Here is a 22,514-nt window from a genome sequence, read left to right as displayed (position 1 = left end):
GAGTCACGATGGTAGCCACTGATCCACCAGCCGACGACCCGCCGGCGGTCCGCCTCGAGGGGATTACCAAGACCTTCGGTGACGTCGTCGCGAACGACGACGTCGACTTCCGGCTCGAGCACGGGACGATCCACGCGCTGCTCGGCGAGAACGGATCGGGAAAGACGACGCTGATGAGCGTCCTCTACGGGCTGTACGATCAGGACGAGGGAACGATCTACGTCGACGGCGAGCCCCGCACGTTCGAGTCGCCCCAGGACGCGATGGACGCCGGGATCGGCATGATCCACCAGCACTTCCAGCTGGTCGAGCCGATGACCGTCCTCCAGAACGTCGTGCTGGGTCACGAACCGACTGACGGCGGGCTCGTCGACGAACGGGCCGCCCGCGAGGAGATCGAATCGATCTGCTCGCGCTACGGCTTCGACGTCGACCGCCACCTCGAGACGCCCGTGGAGGAACTCGACCTCGGGACCCGCCAGCGCGTCGAGATCGTCAAGAGCCTCTACAGGGGCGCGGAGATCCTCATCCTCGACGAGCCGACGGCCGTCCTCACGCCGCAGGAGGTCGAGGGGCTGCTCGACCTGCTGGACGACCTCCGGGCGGCCGGCCACTCGCTGATCTTCATCTCGCACAAACTCGACGAGGTGCTCGCGGCCGCCGACCGGATCACCGTGTTGCGCGACGGCGAAGCGATCGGCACCGTCCCCGCGGCCGAGACCACGGAACAGGAGCTGGCGGAGATGATGGTCGGACGGGAGGTGTCGTTCGACCGGCTGGCCCGGACGGCGACGCCGGGCGAGCCCGTCCTCGAGGCCGAGGAACTCCGGGTGACGGGTAATCGCGGCCGCGAGCAGGTCAGGGGTGTCGATCTTACGGTCCGAGAACACGAAATCCTGGGAATCGCCGGCGTCCAGGGCAACGGTCAGACCGAACTGATCGAGGCGCTCACCGGCCACCGCCGCGTCGAGGAGGGGACCGTCCGCTTTCACGGCGACGAAATCACCGAGACGGGCCGGCGCTGGCGCCTCGAGGCCGGCATCGCGTACATTCCTGAGGATCGCCACACCGAGGGGCTGGTCCAGGCGTACGACCTCGTGAAAAACGCGTTGCTGGGCAACCAGACCGTCCCGCCGTACGTGGCGGACGGCTGGATCGACTGGGCTCGCGTCACCGATCACGCCGAGGAGATCGTCGAGGAGTTCGATGTCCAGCCGCCGAACCCGGCGGTCGACGCGGCGTCGCTGTCGGGCGGTAACCAGCAGAAGTTCATCGTCGGCCGCGAGATCGGCCACGAGCCGGACGTGATGCTCGCTTCGCATCCGACCCGCGGGGTCGACGTCGGTTCGCTCGAGTTCATCCACAACCGGCTGATCGAACTCCGCGACGAGGGGCTCGCCGTCGTCGTCGTCTCCTCGAAGCTCGACGAACTCCGGGCGCTTTCGGATCGGATCGCCGTCATGTACGAGGGAGAGTTCATCGACGAGGTCGCCCCGGAGGCGGTGACCGACGCGGAACTCGGCCTCCTGATGGCTGGCCAGCGTCTCGAGGGGGAGCCGTCGGAGCCCGAGGCGGAGGCTACGGTCGACCGGCAGCCGGGAGGTGACGGCGACCGATGAGCGACAGCGATACGAACCGTCCGAGGGCGACCCTCGACAAGATAGCCGATCGACTGCTCGACGCCACGCTCTACGAACGGATCGGCATCGCGATCGGCTCGACCGGACTGGCGCTGCTGATCGGCCTGGTAGTCGTGGCGGCGGCCGGGCACAATCCCTTGCTGTTCGCCCAGCAGCTCGTCGTCGGCTCCTTCGGGAGTACGGGCGCGTTCACCCGCACGCTACGGTTTACGACGCTGTTCATCCTGGCCGGGGTCGCCGTCGCGATCGCGTTCCGGGCGGGCGTTTTCAACATCGGCGTTCAGGGCCAGCTGATCGTCGGCGGCATCGCCTGCGTGCTGTCGATAATCTGGCTCGCGCCGTTCGTTCCGGCCGGGGCGGTCGGCGGGGTCGGCCTGACGCTCGTCGGCCTGCTGGCGGCGGTCGTCGCCGGCGGCCTGTACGCGGCGCTCCCCGGCGTGTTGAAGGCCTACTACGGCGCCAACGAGATCATCACGACGATCATGCTGAACTTCATCGCCATCGGGATCGTCGGCTGGGCCGTCGACGGCCCGCTCAGGCCGGACGACGCCCGCTCGGTTCGCACCGAGTACCTCCCGGAGGGCGTCGCGTTCCCGCAGCTGGTGTTTTCGGACCCGAACTTCTCGATCGTCGGCCTCGCGCTGGCGCTCGCCGTCGTCGGAGTCGTCGCCGTCGGCATGGCCCGGACGAGTTTCGGCTACGACATGGTCACGAGCGGCTACCAGACGAGCGCGGCCCGCTTCGCCGGGGTCGATCCCCAGCGGACGATCGTCGCGACGATGACGCTCTCGGGGATGGTCGCCGGACTCGTCGGCGCGGTGTTCGCCATCATGGTCCAGGGCTACTTCATCGACCCCTCCGGGATCGGCACCTACGGCTTCGACGCGATCGCCGTCAGCCTGCTGGCGGCGAACAACCCCGTCGGCGTCGTCCCGGCGTCGCTGCTGTTCGGCGCGCTCGAGTCTTCGGGTTCGCACGTCCAGATTCACAGCGACGTCCCGGTGCAGCTGATCGACGGCATCGTCGGCGTCGTCGTCCTGTTCGTCGCCGCGCCGGAACTGTTCCGGATGATCGCCAAGCGAACGGGCCTCGGAGGTGACCGACGATGAGCCTGGCCACGGATTCGAGCCAGCGGCGGCTGCAACTCGGCGGGCTCGCGCTGATCGCCGTCGTCGCGTTCGCCGCGGTGGTGACGATCTGGTTCGACGTCGCCCTCGAGCGCATCCTGACGGTCGGCTTCGTCAACCGGACGCTCATGCTGGCCTCGCCGATCGCGCTGGCGGCCGTCGGCGGACTGTACGCCGAGAAGAGCGGCGTCTTCAACATCGGCCTCGAGGGGTTCATGATCTTCGGGGCGATCACCGCCGCGGCGACGCTGTCGCTCGTCGGGGGGACGACCCAGCTTCACGTCTGGCTCGCGATCGTGGTTGCGATCGGCGTCTCGCTGGCGCTGACCGCGGGCTACGCCGTCCTGTTGATCCGGTACAAGGCCGACCAGATCGTCGCCGGGCTGGCCGTCTGGTTCATGGGGCTGGGCTTCGCACCGTTCCTCGCATCGCTGCTGTGGGGCACCGTCCGGAGCCCGGGACTGGCGAGCATGAACCGCTACTCGATCCCGTACCTCGCGGAGGTGCCCGTCGTCGGCCCGATCCTCTTCCGTCAGTCGCCGCTCGTGCTGGTGACGATCGTACTGGTCGTCGCGGCCTGGGTAGTGCTGTATCGCACCCGGTACGGTTACTGGATTCAGGCGGCCGGCGAGAACCCGACGGCGCTCGACACCGCCGGCGTCGACGTCAACCGGGTCCGGTACGCGACGGTGCTGTTCTCGGGCGCCATGGCGGGCCTCGGCGGGGCGGTGTTGCTCGCCCACGCGGGCACGTTCATCGGCACCGGGGACACGATGGTCGACGGTCGCGGCTGGATCGCGATCGTCGCCTACCTCTTCGGCAACTACAACCCGCTCGGCGCGGCGCTCGCGGCGCTGCTGTTCGGCGGGCTCGAGGGACTGCAGGTCCAGTTCCAGACCGTCGACATCGCGGTTTCGGGGCGACTGATGGGACTGCTGCCGTACGTCGGCGTGATCGTCGTGCTGACGATCTGGGGCAAGACCCGGATGCCGGCCTCCGTCGGCGAACCCTACGAGAGCGAGGACTAGCGATCCGAAACCGCGATCCGACGCGTCGGTGGCGTATCGACATCGTGGGCGGGAATCGCTTCGAGTGCGATTCCGTGGCAATAGTTGCGAGTTATAGTAGGTGCCGGATAATATTACTGTAAGATAGGAAATATTATTCACGATCGAGGGTATCGTTCCGGTATGGACGAAACCGACCGCGCGTTCGAGACGCTCGCCGTCACCGCCGGCGAGGAACCGTTCGGGACCGGAAGCGAAGCCGGCGACGTCATCTCGCCGCTGCATCTCGCATCGACGTTCGCGCTCCCGGGGCTCGACACCGATCTGAGTCTCGAGGACGTCGATCCCGACGCGGGCGAGTTCGTCTACTCGCGCCTCTCGAACCCCACCCGGCACGCCCTTGAGACGCGGCTGGCCGCGCTCGAAGGCGGCGACCACGCGATGGCGTTCTCGTCGGGAACCGCGGCGATCTTCACGGCGATCCTCTCGGTCGTCGAACCCGGCGATCACGTCGTCGCGTTCGACGACCTGTACGCCGGCACGCGACGAATGCTCGAGGAGGTCTTCGAAACGCGGCTGGACGTCGACGTGACGTTCGTGGACGCGACCGAGACGACCGCCGTCGAGGCTGCAGTCACCGACGAAACGGCGTTCGTCTGGATGGAGACGCCGACGAACCCCCGGCTCGAGCTCTGCGATATCGCGGCGATCGCCGAGATCGCCGACCGGGCGAACGCGACGTTCGGTGTCGACAACACCTTCGCGAGTCCGTACTTCCAGCGGCCGCTCGAGCTGGGCGCGGACGTCGTCGCCCACAGCGCGACGAAGTACCTCAACGGCCACTCGGACGCGGTGGGCGGGGCCGTCATCACCAGCGATGAGGCGCTCGCCGAGCAGGTGCAGTTCAACCAGCAGGTCGGCGTCGGCGACATGCTCGCTCCGTTCGACAGCTACCTGGTGCTACGGGGGCTGAAGACCCTCCCAATGCGGATGCGCCAGCACGAGCGCAACGCCGCGGCCATCGCCGACTACCTCGAGGGCCACGAGGCCGTGACGGACGTCTACTACCCCGGTCTCGAGTCCCACCCACAACACGACCTCGCCTGCGAGCAGATGGACGGCTTCGGCGGCATCCTCTCGTTCGAACTCGCGGGCGACGTCGACGACGCCGCATCGTTCCTCGAGGCGCTCAAGGAGTTCACGCTCGCGGTGTCGGTCGGCGGCGTCGAGAGCCTGATCGAACTTCCGGCCGGGATGACCCACGAACCGCTCTCGCAGGCGGAACGCGAGGAACTGGGGATCACCGACACGCTCATCCGCGTCTCGGCCGGGGTCGAAGCGACCGACGACCTGCTCGCCGACCTCGAGCGCGGGTTCGACGCGATCGCACAGCGGTCGGCGCCGATCGCCGAAGACGACTGAGTCACCACCCACGCTATCTGATCTTACAAAGACGAAGCTATTTTCCGGATGGCAGTGGTAATTAGTGACACGGTTGCCGACAGTCGGACGGCTGGCCGGAACGTCCGCCACTGCTATTTCATAACCACGTCCGCGCTGTCGGCGACCGTGTTTCGGCCGAAGTCGATCGGTCCTCGGCCGCCCGATCGAACCGACCGTCGTCGGAGGAGTCGACGCGCGGTCGTCGTCGAAAGCGTCCCGTCGGTCCCTCCGTCTTGCTTCGGTTTGGAAGTCGTGCTCGAGAAACCAGGGAGTGGAACCCGCGTCGGATGTGGATCGAAAAGGGTGCTGTCAATGGAGTGGTGTGTCAGGACTGCGTTTCGGGTCCGACCTGGTCTGTGGCTGCTCGAGCAGGCAAATGAATCGTCTCGGGCGGATGTATTGAAAGGCCACGACGTTGTCCGTGAGTTGCGGACGTTTTACGCGTGCTCCGTCGCGTTCGAATCGACTGCCGTCCGTTCGAGAAACGAAACTGACGCGAAGACCCATCGGTGCTGTTCCCGTCCGTGGCGTTCACCATCTCGCTCCGGTGGACAACAGCGGTCAGTTATCGCCGGCGGGTTCGTCGAATATCGACTCGAGAACGCCTTTCGTCGCCGAACGAAGGTGTTCGTGGAAGGTCGGCGGCGTGATCTCGAGTCGTTCCGCGACGTCTTCGCCCGACTGCTCCCGCGGCCACTCGAAGAACCCGGCGTAGTACGCCGTTTCCAGGGCGGTCCGCTGACGGCTGGTTAGACCGGCGGTCGCGTCTCGCGATCCCCGTCGGCTGCCGTCGTCTTCGCACGTGCGCTGGCGCCGGGCCAGCGGTCTGGCGTCGGGGTACGCCTCCTGGATGCGTTCGATCATCCGTCGGACGTCCGTCTCCGTGGGGAGGTGCAGCGTTAGATGGAAGGTCCCGTTCTCGATGTACGCACGCTCGATGGTCCCGCCGTGGGCGGCGACGCGCGCGAACAGCGGTTCGTCGATCGTTCGAAGCTCGAACCGGATCGCGTCTGAGTCCTCGCTGATGACGCGGAGTGCATCGGCAGCGTCGACCGACTCGAGGAGCGTCTCGACGGTCGCCATCATCTCCGGGGTCGCCGTCCCGAAGACGAGGTGGGCCTGTTCGCCAACGTGCAATGCCCGATCGAACGTGATCCTGCCATCGTGTCCCGGCACGTTGAGGACGTCCGGGATCAGTAGCTCGACCTCGGTGACCGTCTCGCTCATGAGGGCCTGTTTGCGTTCGACGGCGGCGATCGCGTGGCCGACGATATCGCTGAGGTGGCCGATTATCGACCCTTTCTCGTCTTCGAAGGCGCCGGTGTGGTCGACGTGGATGCCGAGGACGGCGTACAGCGTCCCCTCGTAGCAGAGCGGAATCACGGCCAGCGAGCGGTAGCCGAACTCGCGTGCGTGATCACCCCACGGCTCGTAAGTCGGATCGCCGAGCACATCGTTCGTGACCTGCAGTTCCTGCGTTCGGATAGCCCTGCTGATCGGTCCCCGGCCCGCAGGCTCGTCGAGACCGGCCGAGATATCGAGATCGTCGAGAGCTCCCTCGACGTTGGTTTCGATCACGGTTTGCATCGAACCGGTTTGGGGATCTACCTCGGCGACCCACGCGAACTCGTAGTCGTCACATTCGACGAGCACCTGGCAGAGCGCCCGGTAGATCTCTTCGCGGGTCCGCAGATCGATCACGGCATCGGTGATCTGCCGGATGATGCCGTTAAGCTGGGTGAGGGCGGCGAGGTGCCCCTGGTGGCGTTCGATCGCTTCCGCGAGGATGTAGGCGACGCTCTGGACGAAGGTGACGTCTTCCGTCGTATACGACCGCCGTTCGGTGTCGTGCGTGCCGAAGATTCCCCAGGGCTCGTCGACGGAGCCGATGATCGTACTGATCCCGCTGACGACGTCGTGGGACGTGAGGAGGTCGGGGCCGCGGAATCGTGTCTCCGACTCGAGATCCTCGACGCTGACCGGTTCCCGAGAACGCAGAGTGTAGCCCGCCTGTGAGTTGACGTCGGCGTCGACGGTCGCTGATCCGACGATCCCGTCCCGCCAGCCGACGCCCTGGCACACCAGGAGCTCTCGCGCCTCCGGGTCGAGCTCGAGGACCTTGCAGTACTCGTGGTCGAGTTCGCCGGCGACGATCCGAGACGCGCGGTGCATGAGTTCGTCGAGGTCGTCGGTCTCGACTGCGACCCGTCCGACGTCCGCGATGGCCCGCTGTTGGCGTTCCCGCTGGCGGAGCTCTGCGTCGCGCGCTTTTCGATCGGTAACGTCTCGGAAGTAGACCGAGAGGCCCGTCTCCGACGGGTACGCCCGCACCTCGAACCAGGAGTCCAGCGGGTCGGGATAGTACGCCTCGAAGGAGACCGTCTCCTGGTCGTTCAGCGCGCGTTCGTACTGCGGCTTGAACGCCCGATCGATCGCCGCGGGAAACACGTCCCAGACGTGTTCACCGACCAGAGATCTCCCTTCGGGGTTGATCAACTCGTGGGCGCGCTCGTTGAGGTACGTGAACCGCCAGTCCGCGTCGAGCGCGAAGACCGCGTCGGATATCCGACCGTAGGTCTCCTCGAGTTCGCTGCGGATCCGCTCCGCTTCGGTCGCCGATGCGAGAACGTTCGCGACCGTCTGGACGAACGTGGTATCGTGATCGGTAAACGTCCGCCGTTCGGTCGCGTACGCTCCCAGCACCCCCCAGGGCTCGTCGACGGGGCCGATAGCGACGCTGATGCCGCTGACGGCGCCGTGGTCGGTGAGCAGGTTGAGGCTCCGGAACCGTTCGTCGGTGCGGAGATCGGCACTGTGAACGGGGTCCGTCGACCGCCGCATATATTCTGCTAACGAGTCTCGTTCGGACGACGCGATTACCGTCCCGAGCGTACTGTCGTTCCAGCCGACGCCCTGTCGAAGGATGCAATTGCCGTCAGGACCCATCTCGAGGACGGCCGCGTACTCAGTCTCGAGGGTCTCTGCGATGGCGACCGCAGCGTCGTGAAGCAGCCGATCGAGGTCGTCGGTCTCGAGCGCGTCGCGCCCGAGTCTCGCGACGACTTCCTGCCGCGGGGTCCGCGTCTGGTCGTTCGCGTCCCCGTTGCGAATCGATCCCATACTGTCACCGGGGAGGGGCGCAACCAGCAAAGAGTTTATTGCAATTACAATTCCGCATGAACGTCAGGCGTGGTGGGACGAATCGACTGTTCGACGACCGACGCGATGGCGTGTGGAGCCGAGACCGTCTCGCTCGAGGGCCGCGAGGGAGCATCCGCCGTCGCGTATCGAACCCCGGTGGATACTGGCGTATCCGTGTTTGGCACCGATCCCGCTGTCGGTCGTCGTGGGTGCTTCCAGAACGGGACGAAATGCGGACGGCGGGTCGGACGGGACAGTCGAGTAGTAAACCGGAGATAGTGGCGCTGATACGGCAGATATTATGGTGTTTCCCGCGACCGATATCACCCGACGGACCAAATCTCGTTGGAAAATAACTCAAGCAGCGCGGCCCCGATGTGTGAGATATGTTCACGAACGAGTCGGCTCCGGAACGGGGCGAATCGAAACAGTATCTCGTGCAGTGTGACGGCTGTTCGTTCGAACGGCCGGCAGAGGGGCGCGACGCGGCGACGACGATCGGAACCAGCCATCGCCAGGAGACGCGACACGACGTCGTCGTGGTCGAGATCCCGCCGTCGATGCACTCCCGATGACTCCGGTTCGAGATATCGGGAACGCGATCAGCGTCTAACTCCCCGTTCGGCGAACGATACGAACGCCGCTAACGCCGTTCGAAACGTGGCCGCCGAACCGTCGCGATCAGTTTCGCAACCGGTCTAAAATAATACTCGTGGGGGCCAAGCAGGCTCGCGCCCTGTCGGCACTACTCTCTGCTCCTCACTCTCCTCCGAGAATCCCTTCGAGGTCGTAGTAGTGGTCCGGACCGCCGCCGTCCTCGCCGCGGGCCGCCTTCCCGGACACCTCGAACGTGTACACGCCGGTGTTGGCGTCGGTGGCGAAAGCGAAGTCGCGCGCTTCGTTATAATGCGCGCCCCAGGCGAACGGCGCAACGTCGTCGATACCGTCGTCGGTCGCGTACCGCTCGGTCGGCGTCGGATCCGTGGGGTCGGTGATGTTCGCGACCCACGCACCCTGGGTGTAGCCGCCGTCGACCAGCAACACCTCGCCGCGGTCGTAGACCACGTCGTGGAAGTGCGTCGTCCAGGCGCCGGGTTCCTCGTCCTGGTCGCGGGCATCGGGCGAGTGGGTGAAGCCGATGGGGATCGGATCCTCGAGGCTCCCTTCGTCCCAGCCGGTGTCGAAGACGTGCTTTCCTCCGGGGATGCCACCGAACTTCTCGTCGCCCATGATCGACAGCTCTCGCTCGGGCTCGGGGTGGATCTGGTGTGCCAGTTCGAACCCTGGCTCACCGATTTCGGTGTAGTCGGGTTGTTCCTCGTAGTCGAAGAACCCGAGTTGTTCCGGGTCCAGCGGATCGGAGATATCGAAGGTAACGTAGCCGACGGTCTCGCCGATGATGTAGGCGGCGTGCAGGGCCTCGCGGCCGACCTCGACCTCGCAGTCGTGGCAGTAGCCCGGCGGGCCGAACATCTTCTCGATATCCGGATTGTGAGGGTCGCTGAAGTCGACCGCGATGAGTCCCGGCTCGTCGGTCACCTTGTCGATAAGATAGAGGACCGGCTCCTCGGGGTGTTCGGTGAACTTGTGGACGCCCATGTTCGGCGTCTCGAGGTACGCGAGTACTTTCGGTTCCGCGGGCGTCCCCTCTTCCCAGTCGAAGTCGACGACTTCGATGCCTTCCAGGCCGTCAGGATCCGGCTCTGGATCGAAGAACGAGCCCTCGTCGTCGGCTTCCAGAGACCGGATATAGATCCCCTCGCGGAGCGGATCGAACTTGACATCGTTCGATCGCGTCTCCTCGTTCGGCGCCTCGAGTTCGTGGACCAGTTCCGGGTTCTCGAGGTCCGAGAGGTCGTACAGCGAACTCAGGACGGGACTCGCTCCAGGGAAACTGCTGGCCGCGCCCCACTGCCCGTCCTCGCTGACGTGGCCGAACGTGTACGTGACGTGATTGGGATCGGCGTCCGGCGGTAGTTCCTGCCCGAGCGGCGTGAGTCGTCCCCGCGTCCGGCGGCGGTCGTGACCCGGCGGGCGGTCCCGGTCGGCCGTCGCGACGCCGCTTCCGAGCGCCGCGGCTGTTAGACTGGCGATTCCTGTTCGCTTCATGAACGCTCGACGTGGTGTTTCGGTCATGTCGTCCCACCCGGCGTGCCGTGCCGGTACCGACCGTCTCTCGCAGTAATTAATAAAAATATATTACACTCTTCAAATTCTGAACGAAGCCGAAAAGGAATAGGAATTTATTCTGCAACGATAGAACAAATCGTTTTCCACGAGTTACGCGACGGCCGTCTCCGAGCAGTATGCACCCGACGGCGAGCGTCCGCCGCTCGAGACGGAGCCACAGAATCAAACGAAACGCGCTCGAGTCCCCGATAGAACGAGTGCGGAACGAGATCTACCGACTTTTCTCTTCGCCCCGGAAGCGAACAGGGCGACCAACGACGCGCTTCCGAAGGTGGTCGTAGACGCGTTCCGGATCGCGATCAGTCTCGGCGACCCCCGTCGCACCCCCTCGAGGATCGCACGGTTCCACCCGTAGCCTTCATGTGGTAACACGACCCACATTCAATGGATGGACGCGAATCTCGTTCGGGCAAGCCGACGAGAGACGACTCGCGCCGAGTTCGAACAGCGGGTGGCGAGCCAGGCGGACGCGCTCCGCGAGGCGTTCTCCCGCGGACGGTTCGACGGCGGATTCGTCGTCGGGCTCGAGCTAGAAGGATACACTGTCAACGCCGACGGACGGCTCGCGGCCGCTCCCGAGTCGGCGTTCGGGACGATCTGCGAGCGCGAACTCGGGCGCCACAACGCCGAGTTGAACACGCCGGCGACGGCGTTCGACGCCGACGGATTCGACGAACAGGCCGACGCGATCACCGACGGCGTCGCCGCCCTGCGCCGGGCATGTGGGGCGGCCGATCGCCGGTTCATCACCGACGGAATGTGGACGATTCCGCCGCCGGAAGGGACGCTGACCTACCTGACGGCCGTCGACCGCGACGGGGACGGTCCGCGGCCGGCGAACATGGCCTCCGGGCCGCGATACTACGCGCTCGACGCCGACATCACGGCCCACGGGCCAGTCGAACTCGACGTCCCCGGCTGTCGGCGCGCGTTCCCGACGATCCTCGTCGAGTCGCTCGCCACGTCGATGCAGGTCCACCTGCAGGTCCCTACCGACGACTTTCCGCAGTACTTCAACGCCGCGCTACGCACGGCCGGCCCCGTACTCGCGCTGGCGGCGAACGCGCCGTTCCTGCCGCCCGACCTCTATGAGGAGTCCGACGACGCTGGCGATCCCGTCCTCGAGGGGATGGCCGCACTGCGCATCCCCGTTTTCGAGGCGATGAACGTCCGCGATCCGGGGAAGGTGCGGTTCCCCCACGACATCACGTCGCCCGCCGACGCGATCGATCTGATAGTCGAGGACCGGCAGTGCGTGCCCTGGCTGCGCGAGTGGAGCGAAGACGGCCCCCGCGAGGGGTTCGCCGACGAGTACTGGGAACTGTTACACAAACAGAGCACCTGCTGGCGCTGGATCCGGCCGATCCTCGGCCCGGAGGGGCCGCGGATCGAGTACCGGCCGCTGGCGGCCCAGCCCAGCGTCGCGGACGTGATCGCGCTCCAGGCGCTGGTCGTCGGCCTGCTCCACGGCGTCGTCGCGACCGATCATCCGGTATCGACGCTGTCCTGGCCGGCCGCCCGCGAGTCGTTCTACGCGGCGTCGCGCGACGGTCTCGAGGCCGATCTCGCCTGGATCACCCGTCGCGGCGGCCGGACCAGTGACCCCGCCGTTATTTACGACGAACTGTTCGCACTTGCACGGCAGGGACTCCGCGACCGGGGCCTCGACACCGCTCGCGTCGAGGCGCTACTCGCGCCGCTCGAAGCGCGCTGGACGACCACCACGTCCCCGAGCGCGTGGAAACGCGATCAGGTCCGGGACCGCCTCGACGCCGGTGCGGATCTCGAGACTGCGATCACGGGAATGCAGCGAACGTACCACCGTCGTGCCGAGACGGACACGCCGTTCGTCGACTGGCTCGAGTGATACGGTCTGCTGTAACGATTTACCGGTGCAACCGCAGACGTGTCGCGGTTGCACCGGAAATGACTTACAGCAGACCGTACGAAGGGAAGCGATTCAGCGCGGCACGAGTGGGCTGTACGGACGGTAGGGTCAGACTCGTAACTCGTACCGGTATACTACAGTAGCGTCTCGTCGGCGCGATACCCGTCGGACCGGGGCACGACCTCCTACTGGGGGTCCCGAGTCCGTGAGTACCCCATCTGGAATCGAGTATATCGATCGTCTTGTCCCACTTTTCCAGAACGCTCTTGCACGTCGGCGCGAGCAATCAATATAATGCACATCTCTGTCATCGGCAGCGGCTACGTGGGGACGACGATCGCGGCCTGTTTCGCGGAACTGGGACACGACGTGACGGCGATCGACATCGACGAGGAGGTCGTCGCGACGCTCAACGACGGTCGCGCGCCGATCGACGAACCGGGGCTCGAGGACCTCCTCGAAACCCACGTCGGCGATCGGCTCGAGGCCACCACGTCCTACGACGCCGTCCCCGAATCGGACGTCACCTTCCTGGCGATTGGGACGCCCTCGAACGAGGACGGCAGCATCGATCTGACGGCGCTCGAGGCCGCCGCCGAAGCGACCGGCGAGGCCCTCGCCGACAAGTCTGAACGTCATCTCGTCGTCATCAAAAGTACGGTGACGCCGACGAGTATCGAGAACGTCCTCGAGCCAGCCGTCAAACGAGGCGCCGACGGAAACGACAACGTCGAGGTCGGGATGAACCCGGAGTTCCTCCGCGAGGGGAGCGCCGTCTCGGATTTCCTCTCCCCGGATAAGCTCGTCTACGGAACGAACTCCGAGTGGGGGACGGAACGGCTGCACGCCGTTTTCGAACCGCTGCTCGAGGACCACGACGCGGACGTGGTCGAGACCGACCCGCAGACGGCCTCGATGATCAAGTACGCGAACAACGCCTTCCTCGCGTCGAAGATCAGCCTGGTCAACGACCTCGGAAACGTCTGCAAGGAGTTCGGCCTCGACGCCTACGAGGTCATGGAGGCGATCGGCCTCGACGATCGCATCTCCGAGCAGTTCCTGCGCAGCGGCGTCGGCTGGGGCGGCTCCTGCTTCCCGAAAGACGTGAACGCGATCATCGCGGCCGCACGCGAGGCGGGGTACGATCCGGCGCTGCTCGAGGCCACCGTCGAGGTCAACGACCAGCAGCCGGAACGCCTGCTCGAACTGCTCGCCGAGCACGTCGACCTCGAAGGTGCCCGCATCGCAGTCCTCGGGCTCTCGTTCAAACCCCAGACGGACGATATCCGAAACTCGCGGGCGATCCCAACCATCGAACGCCTCCAGGACCGTGGCGCCGAGATCGTCGCGTACGATCCCGTCGCGATCGAACCGATGCGGGAACGGTTCCCCGAACTCGAGTACGCCGACTCGGCAGCCGACGCCCTGGAGAACGCCGACGGAACCGTCGTCGTCACCGACTGGGACGAGTTCGCCACGCTAGACGAGGAGTTCGATACGATGGCCTCCCCCGTCGTCGTCGACGGTCGTCGGATCATCCAGCCCCGGGAAAACATGACGTACGAAGGCCTGACCTGGTAACTGTCGTCAGGGGAAGTCTTCAGGGATCGGAATCAGCACGAGTACGCTCCCACCGGGGCCGAGAGTTGACCGACCGATCCACCGCGAGCGAGACTGAAAGAGGCCAGGGCCTCTCGGAGTGTTCTCACTCTCGAGAGTCGGCGCGATCATGTTACGACCGGCGCCGGCGAACCGCGTGCGCGGTCCGGTAGGCGACGACGTAGCCAACGAACATAAATCCGACCGCGAGGATCACGTTTCCGACGACCAGCCGCACGATCACGTCGGTTCCGGCATCGAACCCGATATCGACGTGGGAGATGCCCGGAACCGGGCCGAGCAGCTGTACCCCGATAAGAAAGCTCACCACGTAGACGCCGCCTTTTGCCACCGGGTTCAGGATCGCGATTGCGGCGACGAACGCGAATTTATTAGCCCACTCGAACCGGTGTCCCGTCCACGCAAGCACTGGAAGACCAGTCCCGAGGGTCGGGAGCGTGGTGACGAAGACCCCGAGCGCAAAGCTGCCCGCGATAAACCGAGGTGGGTGATCCTCGGTGAACGCCGCTCGAAGCGCATCCCGAACTCGTGTGAGGGGGCTCGTGAATCGGCTGGTGTCCATCGGCTGTCTCCTGAAACGTCCTGCGAACGGATTCCCACACCAAGAGACAAAGAACTACGCGCAGATCGTGCCGAAGGTAGCCGCTGTATCGCCCCCTGGGTTGCGGATCGACACACCGGGATCAGGGCCAATAGGCGATAGCGACGAGCGCAATAGGCGACAGAGAGAGTGCACAGGTGACAGGAACCCGTCGTAGATGCGTGATATCGAGTTACATACGCGACGATACCGTCCGCCTGTGAATCGCTACGCCGACCGGTCTCGTCCGTATACTTATTGTCATACGTTACCAATAGCCTCGTATGGAACGGCGACGCTTCCTCGCGGCGTCCGCGGCCGTTACTGCGATCGGTCTCGCTGGCTGTGGCGAGCCAGACGACGAGGACGGTGACGACGACGATGGTGGCGGATACACTCTCAGTGCGACGCGAGAGGAATCACCGGAACGATCCGCAGAGACCAGGTGAGAGCACCTGTACCGGGTCCGCTCGAGTGGATGCCGAGCCCACGCTCCGGCCGCCAGTCCGTCTTCGGAGATGCAGGATCGTTGGGTTGCGGTCGGCTGCGTGAGTGATCGCCCGCCTCACGGACCCAGGAGCGCGGTGCTTACCCGAGAGTGAAGGTGTGTTCACGGCTGGCATCACAGATCGGACAGACGTAGCGATACACGATCTGTCGGCCGTCCGTCCGACTCTCCCAGTTTCGTCCCTCGTCCACGTAGCCACACGCCGAACACTTTTTATCAGTCGTTTCGTAGCGCCTTCGAAGCCGCTCGAGGGGTGTTGGCATATAGCATGCTACGCAGTCCACAAAGAAAAATCGCTCCCGTCGGTCCCAGCCCTCTCGGTCGGCGACCGACTGCTCGACCGGTTCCAGGGCCGTCCCGAGTCGATCGGTCCAGACGGTCCATACGCAGCTTCCCGGTATCGATGTCGGTGATCTGGGCGTTGGCTCGAATGTTGACCTCGTCTTCCGCTACGAGGACACTGGACGTCCGCTGGGTAGCGGCGAACTCGAGTCGCCTCCTGAGCGTACTCGAGCGGTGCGTGATCGCTTTCTGACGGTCGCGAGCGTGGATTCCGGCGAGGTTGACGAGCGGGTCGGACGCACCTCGAAGACGCTTCGTCAGGAGACGGTGTTCGCGAAGCGGTCGTCGTACGTACTCAGACGGGTTGCGTTCCGGCGAAACGCCACCGTCGCGGCTCGCAGCTCTGTCCGCGAGTAACCGGCGCCTCACTCCCGTAAGTGCTTTCAGAGGCGTTATCTTTCGGTAAACGAAACCAGAGAGCGATGTCACTCGCGGTGTCAGAGTCGCTGCTCGGGGTCGTACTGGCAGCCGTCGCTGCCGTGGGATTCGCGGGGCAATTTCTCTGCATCCGGCTCGGAACCGACGACGGGAGGGTCACCGATGCGGTCCTCGTCGTGTTGTTCTGCAACGTGACCCTGGTTGCACCGCCGGTCTTCGTGTTGTACTCACCGCCCTACACGGACCTCTTGACGCCGCTCTCGTTCGTCTCGTTCGCGGCGGCCGGCGTCGCGGGCATGTTCGTCGCGCGGCTGCTGATGTTCAAGAGCATCGAGACGATCGGTGCGAGTCTCACGTCGCCCGTGATCGCCTCGAACGTGCTGTTTGCGACGGTCTTTGCCGTCGTCATCCTCGGTGAGCGACTGACCGCCGTCCACCTCGCGGGGATCGTCCTCATCGTCGCCGGGATCGCGGTCGTCTCCTGGGAAACGGCGGCTACGACCAATCCCGACCAATCGATCCGCGAGACCGGCGCGACGCTGGTGCTGCCGCTGGCCGCGGCCGTCTGTATCGGCATCGAACCCATCTTCGTCTCGATCGGGCTGGCCGAAGGGACGGCGATCCTGCCAGGGATCGTGGTCATGGCGAGCGCCGCGACGATCGGCTTCGGCGGCTACCTCGTCTGGACCGGCTCCCTGCAATCGATCCCCGTTCGCAGCGCGTCCACCGCGTGGTACGTCGCGGGCGGGTTCTCGACGACGCTCGCCTTCGTCGCGTACTTCGCCGCGCTCGAGGTTGCTCCCGTCGTTGTCGTCATGCCACTGTTGCAACTCACGCCGCTGCTCGTGGTCGTCCTCTCCGCGCTGTTTCTGCCACGACGACTCGAGCACGTCACCTGGCGGGTCGGCGCCTCGGCGCTCGTCGTCGTGATCGGTGCCACGCTCGTTTCCGTGTCGGGATGACGCGGTCGGCACGCTTCGCAACGGCGAGCGGCCGACCAGGACCGTCGGCCCCTACCGCCCCGACGCGTAACTGGATCTAACCGAGAAACGGCCTCGTGATCGGGCTTGGATCCTGTTCGACCGAAAAGCGAGTCGCAACTCGCTATTCGACGCTCAGTTCGTCGTCAGCCTCGACCTGCTCCGCGTCCCAGCGGATCGTGAACGTGGTACTCCGCTCCGCGCCGGTATCCAGCAGGTCGGAGTCCGTATCGATCGCGACGTCGAACGTGCAGGTCTGGGGTGGATTGATCGTTGCACTCTCGTTGCCCGCGATCACCGTCACTTTCTCCCCGACGCTCGAGTTCGAGCCCTGGCTCTGGTCTCGGTCGCTCGTCCCTGTCGTCATGTCGGTACCCTGTATGTCCGTCTCCTGCGTGCCGGTATCGTGCGTGCGTTCATTTCGACCGGAGTCCGACTGGTGGCCCGGATCGAGTTCGTCGGCGAACTCCCGGAGATAGGTAGCGATTTCGGCGCGAGTGCGATCCTGCGTCGAGTCGAGTGATGCCATACAGAGTACTCACTCACGCGAACAATGAGTGTGAAGCTTGCACTATATCGCAGCTTACCGGTCGGATTCAGTGAGAGACAGCCGTTTCCAGAGTCGGTGTTCTCACCTCGACCCGCCGAACTGTAGAGAACGGGCCCGCAGCTCTCGTTCGGCCGGGTCGAGCGTTCGATCCTCGAGGTCGGCGCCCCGATCTCGGCCGTCTCGAGTGATCCGTAGATGGTGCAGTATCCACGATTATAGAGAACCCGCAAGATTCTTGTCACAATGATATGCAATACTTTGTATGGGTTCCGATCTCATCGATACTGTCTCCACCTTTCTCGATGTTATTGCAAAAGGGCTTGCTGCGATAGTCCTCCTCTCTGTGATCTGGTTTGTTTTCTCTACAAATCACCAGATGGTAGTGTTGGTTTCTTTCATAGCCCTAACCGTCGCCGGCCTCGTCGGGCTGTATCTCGCTATCTTCATCTATCATACGTATATTCGACCGTAGCAATTAGATTAAAATAAGAAATCAAATCTGATTGACCGTTTTTTCGTCTCACTCTGCTGAATTACGATCCGTCGGATATTCTACCGCTTTCAATAGCGGGCACGGTCTAGCTTAGAACCTCTGCTGGAGTATATGGGATAATTGACTGGTACAGTTGTTTCGTGTTACAGTAGTGTACGAAACGCTCAAGACCTTCTCGGACGCTTGCCCGACTGACCTCCCACAAATTATGAAAGCGTCGACGTGTACCTCGAAGATGTGAAACCACTTTTCGATTGGGTTTTGGTCGACGTAATCGATCTGACCGCTTAACCCTAACCGGGGGACAAAGCCAAGTATCCGAATCAATTGACGAGAATTTTTGTCTCAGAAAGATCGTGCTTCTCGGTCAATTTGTGCAGGAATGCAGCGGCTGGATCGGTACCTCGGTGACCGAACACTGCGACATCAAGAATGAGCCTTGAGTCGAAGTCTATTGTACCGCACACTCAATACCAGTCACCGTTAATATTGGCGAAAATTTTACCAATAGCGACCCATGACGGCTTCACTGTCCTCAGAACGCTTCGCGCTCTGATGGGTTGCACAAGAGTTTCGTTCTTGTGAACGTTGCCGTCCGCTCACGCTCCCGGCCTGTTATAGTAGTCACTGAAAGTCAATGCACACCTGATCGCACGACAGCTGTGCGATCAGTGTGTAAATCGCTTCAGTTGTTATTATAGCTCAACGCCGCGTCGACTGGGAACGGTTTCGTCGTTCATATCGGTGGCATTGGAAGAGAACGGATGCGCACGCGAGAAACGTAGCCCCGACGAGGACGATATTGACGGTCATAATTGCGCGTGTATGGGAATCCAGAGAACCGAACCAAAGTGAGAACGCGATCAGGCCCAGAAGCATCGCCTCTATGCCGAGTAGTGCGAACCAGGCCGGTTTGTACGCACAGGCGATCCTCCAGAATCTCTCACCAAACGACCCGGTTTCGTCCATCTTTCGATACGAACGAACGATCGATATTTTATTGTACCGGTTCCAAATGCTACCCGCGACGGGAACGACGGAGAGATCCTGAAGCAGCGGATACGGGACTGAAACGCGCGGGTCAGTCTCGCCCCGTGTATTAACCCGATACTGTCACAGAAACTGATCAGTAACTACCCAAATGATTCATGGCGACTAAACCGAATGGGAGTGTATGGACCGCGAACGTCTACGACAGGCACTGGAACACGCTGGTCTGACGTCGTATCAGGCAGACGCGTACCTCACGCTGCTGGATCTCGGGTCAGCACCAGCCGTCGAGGTCGGGCGGAAGAGTTCCGTCCCCGTCTCACAGATCTACGACGTTCTTCGAGACCTCGAAGCGCGGGAGTACATCGAGACGATGGAACAAGAGAAACTCCACGCGAAGCCACGACAACCGGACGTGGTATTCGAGGAAATGACAACCCAGGGACAGTTGCTGGTCGACGCAGCCGAGGAGATCGACAAGCGATATCAGCAGCCGAGTTCCATGGATTATCGACTCAGCGTAACGAAACATCCCGAGACCGTCGTCAAACACGCGATCGAACTGGTCGAGGAGGCGACGATCGTCGTCGACATTGCCGCGACCTTCGAACAACTCGAGGAGATGATCCCCGAACTACGGACCGCCCGAGAGCGGGGGGTCGTCGTCCGCGCGACCGGATATACGAGTACCGACGCGGTACCGATCGATACGGAGGCACTCGACGGCGCGATTTCCGAACTGCGGGTGTGCTCGATTCCAGGTCCGTTTCTCGTCACGATCGATCGACACCGAACCTGTTTTGCTCCGAACACGCGCTCGGACGAGACGTACGGCGTGTTGATTCACGATCGGATTCTGCCGTTCATTTTTCACTGGTACTTCCTCACGTGTCTCTGGAATCTCTACCCGACCGTCTATCTCGACGATCCGAAGACGGTCACCTACGTGACCATCGAGGAGTTCTTCTGTGACTTCTACGGTCTGGTGCAAGACGGATATCAACTCGACGTGCGTATCCGGGGAGCAGACGTCGAGACCGATTCCGAGACAACGGTTACTGGCTCGGTCGAATCGATGCAGTACACGTGGATGCATCGCGACGACCAGCACCCCTCGCTTACGGAGTTGGGTGCGTACACAATCATGACCGTGGATACCGGCGAGGAGTTAGTCAGCGTCGGCGGGTGGGGGGCCGTGTTCGAGGATATCGAAGCCCGTCGGATCGATCTCGTCGGTATCGACGGTGAACTCGAGCGCCACGAGTGACCGCGCCGAATCGGCCTCCGCCTGCCGACGCGAGCCGTCGAAGCGAACGAGCGGAGGATCGCCGACCGACCGATCGGCACCCAACGGGGCGTCGCGACTTCACGAGCGAACGGGAATCTCGAGTCCAGAGGGACTACTCGACGTCGAGGGACTCGGTGAGACCCCCACAGGAGAGGTCGACGGTGCCGCTCTCGAGGACGGATTCACCGGTCGGTCTGACGACGGCGAACGCGTCGGCAGCGATCTCGATCGAGACCGTTCGTTCCTCGCCGGCCTCGAGCGAGACGCGTTCGAAGCCGACCAGTTCGCTGTCCGGCGTGACGACCGAACTAACCGGTCGACTCGCGAAGACGTGGACCGCGGTGGCTCCCGCTCGATCGCCGACGTTCGCGATGGAGACGTCGACGGTGACCGTGTCGCCACCGCTGACACTGTCGCGATCGATCTCGAGCGTGCGATACTCGAAGTCGGTGTAGGAGAGTCCGTGTCCGAACGGCCACAGCGGATCGTACGAGGACTGGTGCTCTTCCTCTCCGATCGGGTGCGGGCCCGGGAGGTAGTTGTGCCGAACCGGCAGATGACCCGTCGATCGGGGGACCGAGATCGGGAGCGACCCGCTCGGATTGACGAGCCCGAACAGGGTTTCGGCGACCGCCAGCCCGCCGTCGCTGCCGGGATAGTACGCCTGGAGGATCGCCGGAACGTTCTCGGCAGCCCACGGTATCGCGAGCGGCCGACCGGAGATCATCACGAGCGCGGTTGGCGTCCCGGTCTCGACGACCGACTCGAGCAGCGTGCGCTGGGCGGACGGCAACGAGAGGTCAGTCCGATTCGGGAACCCCTCGGTGGGGCCGGTGACGTCCTGTGGGCCGAACTCGTGGAGATACCAGTTCTCACCGAGGACGACGACGGCAGCGTCAGCGTCCGCCGCTGCGGCGGTAGCCGCCTCGATGTCGTCGGGTTCGCTGATCCCGGAACCCGGTTCGTACGTCACCGTCGTCTCGTCCGACACGACGGATTCGATCCCGTCGCGGACCGTCGTTCCCTCCAATCCGTCCTCGGGCTTGAGACTCCACCCACCGACCTGATGCGAGAGTTCGTCGGCGTTCGGGCCGGTAACGAGTACCTCGTCGAGATCGGTCGTGAACGGGAGTACGTCGTCGTCGTTCTCTACGAGCGTCATCGACTGCCGAGCCACCTCGAGGGCGAGTTGGCCGTGCGCGTCGCTGCCGAGCGTCGACTCCACTCGCTCGAGATCGACGTACGGATCGTCGAACAGTCCGAGTTCGTGTTTGATCGTCAGTACGCGACGGACGCAGTCGTCGACGACCGTCTCGTCAATCTCACCGGATTCGACGAGATCGACGACGTGTTCGACGTGGGCACCTTCACCCAGCGAGTGGACGTCGACGCCCGCCTCGAGCGAGGCCTTGATCGATTCACGGGGACTCCCCGCCACCCCGTGACTCTCGTGGAGCATCCCGATGCCGTTCCAGTCGGAGGCGACGTAGCCCTCGAAACCGAGTTCGTCCCGGAGAACCTCGCGTATGTAGTGAGTCGACGCGTGGGAGGGAACGCCGTTGATCGAGTTGTAACTCGGCATGATCGCGTCGACGCCGGCGTCGAGTGCCGGTTCGAACGCGCGAAGGAAGTCCCGTCGGATCGACGAGACCGATCTGTCGACGGGCGACGCGTCCTCGCCGCGAACCGGTTCGCCGTAGGCGGGGAAGTGTTTCGCCATCGTCGCAACGGGCTCCTCGGCCGCCGCGACACCGCGGACCTTCGCCGCGGCGAGTTCGCCACAGAGGGACGCCGACTCGCCGAAGCTCTCGAACGTTCTTCCCCACCGGGGATCGCGTGCGACGTCACAGGTCGGTCCGTAGGTGATTTTCCCGCCGGTGGCTGCGACCTCGCGTGCGGTCACCGTGCCCGCGCGGGCGGCGAGGTTCCGGTTTCGTGTCGCCGAAAGCCCGATGTTGTGCGGGAGGATCGTTGCCGTCTCGATGTAGGCGTTCCCGTGGATCGCGTCGACGGGAACGAGCAACGGAATGCCGTGGCTGGTCTCTTCGACCGCCGTCCGCTGGAGTTCGTTGACCGTCTTCGCAGCTTCGATCGGATCCCTGATCGGCGAGGCACCGTATCCGAACGGTGTTGCGAAGCCAATTCCGTACTCGCGGATCAGTTCCACGACGTCTTCGACCGTTCTCGTCTCCCCCATCGTTCCGACGTACGTCCCCGCTAGCTGTGCTGCTTTCTCGCGGAGACTCAACTGCTCGAGTCGGTCTTCGACGGCGATTGCGTTCCTGTTCGGTTTGGTGTGTTCGTGTGATTTCATTTGGTATGGTCGTGTGATTCCGTTCTATCTGTAAC

The 22,514-nt window shown here is 63.9% G+C and carries 17 protein-coding genes and 1 pseudogene; 11 read left to right on the top strand and 7 right to left on the bottom strand.

Going from position 1 to position 22,514, the window contains the following annotated elements:
* Positions 1-8: 8 nt before the first annotated feature.
* The 4 genes from CV102_RS20930 to CV102_RS20915 all read left to right on the top strand — a co-directional run bounded on the left by CV102_RS20930 (position 9) and on the right by CV102_RS20915 (position 5,196).
* Positions 9-1,619, top strand: coding sequence for an ABC transporter ATP-binding protein (locus CV102_RS20930; protein ID WP_148859967.1), 1,611 nt, complete (start codon positions 9-11; stop codon positions 1,617-1,619).
* Positions 1,616-2,749 carry an ABC transporter permease gene (locus CV102_RS20925; protein WP_187433064.1) on the top strand — a complete coding sequence of 378 codons (1,134 nt, stop codon included), beginning with the start codon at positions 1,616-1,618 and terminating at the stop codon, positions 2,747-2,749. The genes CV102_RS20930 and CV102_RS20925 overlap by 4 nt, the downstream gene beginning before the upstream one ends.
* Positions 2,746-3,795: an ABC transporter permease gene (locus CV102_RS20920; RefSeq protein WP_148859966.1), complete on the top strand. Its 1,050-nt coding sequence runs from the start codon at positions 2,746-2,748 to the stop codon at positions 3,793-3,795. Before CV102_RS20925 ends, CV102_RS20920 begins: the two co-directional genes overlap by 4 nt.
* Positions 3,796-3,957: 162 nt before the next feature.
* A complete protein-coding gene (locus tag CV102_RS20915; protein WP_148859965.1) occupies positions 3,958-5,196 on the top strand; it encodes a trans-sulfuration enzyme family protein in 1,239 nt (412 codons plus the stop codon).
* Positions 5,197-5,778: 582 nt separating this feature from the next.
* Here the strand turns inward: CV102_RS20915 and CV102_RS20910 are convergent.
* A complete protein-coding gene (locus tag CV102_RS20910; protein ID WP_148859964.1) occupies positions 5,779-8,337 on the bottom strand; it encodes a GAF domain-containing protein in 2,559 nt (852 codons plus the stop codon).
* Positions 8,338-8,744: 407 nt separating this feature from the next.
* On the opposite strand from CV102_RS20910, the gene CV102_RS20905 reads away from it, so the two are divergent.
* Positions 8,745-8,933 carry a hypothetical protein gene (locus tag CV102_RS20905; RefSeq protein ID WP_148859963.1) on the top strand — a complete coding sequence of 63 codons (189 nt, stop codon included), beginning with the start codon at positions 8,745-8,747 and terminating at the stop codon, positions 8,931-8,933.
* 184 nt (positions 8,934-9,117) lie between these two features.
* Here the strand turns inward: CV102_RS20905 and CV102_RS20900 are convergent, their stop codons facing one another.
* Complete coding sequence (locus CV102_RS20900; protein ID WP_148859962.1) at positions 9,118-10,494, bottom strand: LVIVD repeat-containing protein; 1,377 nt, start codon at positions 10,492-10,494, stop codon at positions 9,118-9,120.
* A 442-nt stretch (positions 10,495-10,936) separates the two neighbouring features.
* Between CV102_RS20900 and CV102_RS20895 the strand changes: the two genes are divergently transcribed.
* Together CV102_RS20895 and aglM are read left to right on the top strand one after the other, a co-directional pair.
* Positions 10,937-12,415, top strand: coding sequence for a hypothetical protein (locus tag CV102_RS20895; protein WP_148859961.1), 1,479 nt, complete (start codon positions 10,937-10,939; stop codon positions 12,413-12,415).
* Between the two features lie 315 nt (positions 12,416-12,730).
* Positions 12,731-14,017 carry a UDP-glucose 6-dehydrogenase AglM gene (gene aglM, locus CV102_RS20890; RefSeq protein ID WP_148859960.1) on the top strand — a complete coding sequence of 429 codons (1,287 nt, stop codon included), beginning with the start codon at positions 12,731-12,733 and terminating at the stop codon, positions 14,015-14,017.
* Between the two features lie 151 nt (positions 14,018-14,168).
* Here aglM and CV102_RS20885 read toward each other — a convergent pair whose 3' ends face one another.
* Positions 14,169-14,618 carry a DUF2062 domain-containing protein gene (locus CV102_RS20885; protein ID WP_148859959.1) on the bottom strand — a complete coding sequence of 150 codons (450 nt, stop codon included), beginning with the start codon at positions 14,616-14,618 and terminating at the stop codon, positions 14,169-14,171.
* 302 nt (positions 14,619-14,920) lie between these two features.
* Between CV102_RS20885 and CV102_RS26205 the strand changes: the two genes are divergently transcribed.
* Positions 14,921-15,085, top strand: coding sequence for a hypothetical protein (locus CV102_RS26205; protein WP_187433063.1), 165 nt, complete (start codon positions 14,921-14,923; stop codon positions 15,083-15,085).
* Positions 15,086-15,224: 139 nt separating this feature from the next.
* On the opposite strand, the gene CV102_RS27170 is transcribed toward CV102_RS26205, so the two are convergent.
* On the bottom strand, positions 15,225-15,407 hold the full coding sequence (locus CV102_RS27170) for an HVO_0649 family zinc finger protein (RefSeq protein WP_148859958.1): 183 nt from the start codon (positions 15,405-15,407) through the stop codon (positions 15,225-15,227).
* Positions 15,408-15,908: 501 nt separating this feature from the next.
* Between CV102_RS27170 and CV102_RS20875 the strand changes: the two genes are divergently transcribed.
* Positions 15,909-16,826, top strand: a complete 918-nt coding sequence (locus tag CV102_RS20875; RefSeq protein WP_148859957.1) for a DMT family transporter — start codon at positions 15,909-15,911, stop codon at positions 16,824-16,826.
* A 142-nt stretch (positions 16,827-16,968) separates the two neighbouring features.
* Here the strand turns inward: CV102_RS20875 and CV102_RS20870 are convergent, their stop codons facing one another.
* Positions 16,969-17,373, bottom strand: coding sequence for a hypothetical protein (locus tag CV102_RS20870; RefSeq protein ID WP_148859956.1), 405 nt, complete (start codon positions 17,371-17,373; stop codon positions 16,969-16,971).
* 283 nt (positions 17,374-17,656) lie between these two features.
* Here CV102_RS20870 and CV102_RS20865 point away from each other — a divergent pair, with 283 nt between their 5' ends.
* Positions 17,657-17,866 (top strand): hypothetical protein, encoded by a 210-nt coding sequence (locus CV102_RS20865; protein WP_148859955.1) that lies wholly within the window; start codon positions 17,657-17,659, stop codon positions 17,864-17,866.
* Between the two features lie 106 nt (positions 17,867-17,972).
* On the opposite strand, the pseudogene CV102_RS26785 reads toward CV102_RS20865, so the two are convergent.
* A pseudogene (locus CV102_RS26785) lies at positions 17,973-18,420 on the bottom strand (IS6 family transposase); the annotation flags it as partial.
* Between the two features lie 641 nt (positions 18,421-19,061).
* Here CV102_RS26785 and CV102_RS20855 point away from each other — a divergent pair.
* Complete coding sequence (locus CV102_RS20855) at positions 19,062-20,144, top strand: TrmB family transcriptional regulator (protein ID WP_148859953.1); 1,083 nt, start codon at positions 19,062-19,064, stop codon at positions 20,142-20,144.
* A gap of 133 nt (positions 20,145-20,277) precedes the next feature.
* Here CV102_RS20855 and CV102_RS20850 read toward each other — a convergent pair whose 3' ends face one another.
* Entirely contained in the window at positions 20,278-22,479 is a 2,202-nt protein-coding gene (locus tag CV102_RS20850) for a glycoside hydrolase family 3 N-terminal domain-containing protein (protein WP_148859952.1), read from the bottom strand.
* Positions 22,480-22,514 lie beyond the last annotated feature (35 nt).

The sequence above is a fragment of the Natronococcus pandeyae genome (assembly GCF_008122205.1).
GTDB lineage: Archaea > Halobacteriota > Halobacteria > Halobacteriales > Natrialbaceae > Natronococcus > Natronococcus pandeyae.
Note: the sequence above shows the minus strand (reverse complement) of the source record. Positions and strands in the feature narration are given on the sequence as shown.

What these genes read in the sequence shown, in the direction of transcription:
- CV102_RS20930 (WP_148859967.1), top strand. Translation starts at nt 9, where the DNA reads ATGGTAGCCACTGATCCACCAGCCGACGACCCGCCGGCGGTCCGCCTC.
- CV102_RS20925 (WP_187433064.1), top strand. Translation starts at nt 1,616, where the DNA reads ATGAGCGACAGCGATACGAACCGTCCGAGGGCGACCCTCGACAAGATA.
- CV102_RS20920 (WP_148859966.1), top strand. Translation starts at nt 2,746, where the DNA reads ATGAGCCTGGCCACGGATTCGAGCCAGCGGCGGCTGCAACTCGGCGGG.
- CV102_RS20915 (WP_148859965.1), top strand. Translation starts at nt 3,958, where the DNA reads ATGGACGAAACCGACCGCGCGTTCGAGACGCTCGCCGTCACCGCCGGC.
- CV102_RS20910 (WP_148859964.1), bottom strand. Translation starts at nt 8,337, where the DNA reads ATGGGATCGATTCGCAACGGGGACGCGAACGACCAGACGCGGACCCCG.
- CV102_RS20905 (WP_148859963.1), top strand. Translation starts at nt 8,745, where the DNA reads ATGTTCACGAACGAGTCGGCTCCGGAACGGGGCGAATCGAAACAGTAT.
- CV102_RS20900 (WP_148859962.1), bottom strand. Translation starts at nt 10,494, where the DNA reads ATGACCGAAACACCACGTCGAGCGTTCATGAAGCGAACAGGAATCGCC.
- CV102_RS20895 (WP_148859961.1), top strand. Translation starts at nt 10,937, where the DNA reads ATGGACGCGAATCTCGTTCGGGCAAGCCGACGAGAGACGACTCGCGCC.
- aglM (WP_148859960.1), top strand. Translation starts at nt 12,731, where the DNA reads ATGCACATCTCTGTCATCGGCAGCGGCTACGTGGGGACGACGATCGCG.
- CV102_RS20885 (WP_148859959.1), bottom strand. Translation starts at nt 14,618, where the DNA reads ATGGACACCAGCCGATTCACGAGCCCCCTCACACGAGTTCGGGATGCG.
- CV102_RS26205 (WP_187433063.1), top strand. Translation starts at nt 14,921, where the DNA reads ATGGAACGGCGACGCTTCCTCGCGGCGTCCGCGGCCGTTACTGCGATC.
- CV102_RS27170 (WP_148859958.1), bottom strand. Translation starts at nt 15,407, where the DNA reads ATGCCAACACCCCTCGAGCGGCTTCGAAGGCGCTACGAAACGACTGAT.
- CV102_RS20875 (WP_148859957.1), top strand. Translation starts at nt 15,909, where the DNA reads ATGTCACTCGCGGTGTCAGAGTCGCTGCTCGGGGTCGTACTGGCAGCC.
- CV102_RS20870 (WP_148859956.1), bottom strand. Translation starts at nt 17,373, where the DNA reads ATGGCATCACTCGACTCGACGCAGGATCGCACTCGCGCCGAAATCGCT.
- CV102_RS20865 (WP_148859955.1), top strand. Translation starts at nt 17,657, where the DNA reads ATGGGTTCCGATCTCATCGATACTGTCTCCACCTTTCTCGATGTTATT.
- CV102_RS20855 (WP_148859953.1), top strand. Translation starts at nt 19,062, where the DNA reads ATGGACCGCGAACGTCTACGACAGGCACTGGAACACGCTGGTCTGACG.
- CV102_RS20850 (WP_148859952.1), bottom strand. Translation starts at nt 22,479, where the DNA reads ATGAAATCACACGAACACACCAAACCGAACAGGAACGCAATCGCCGTC.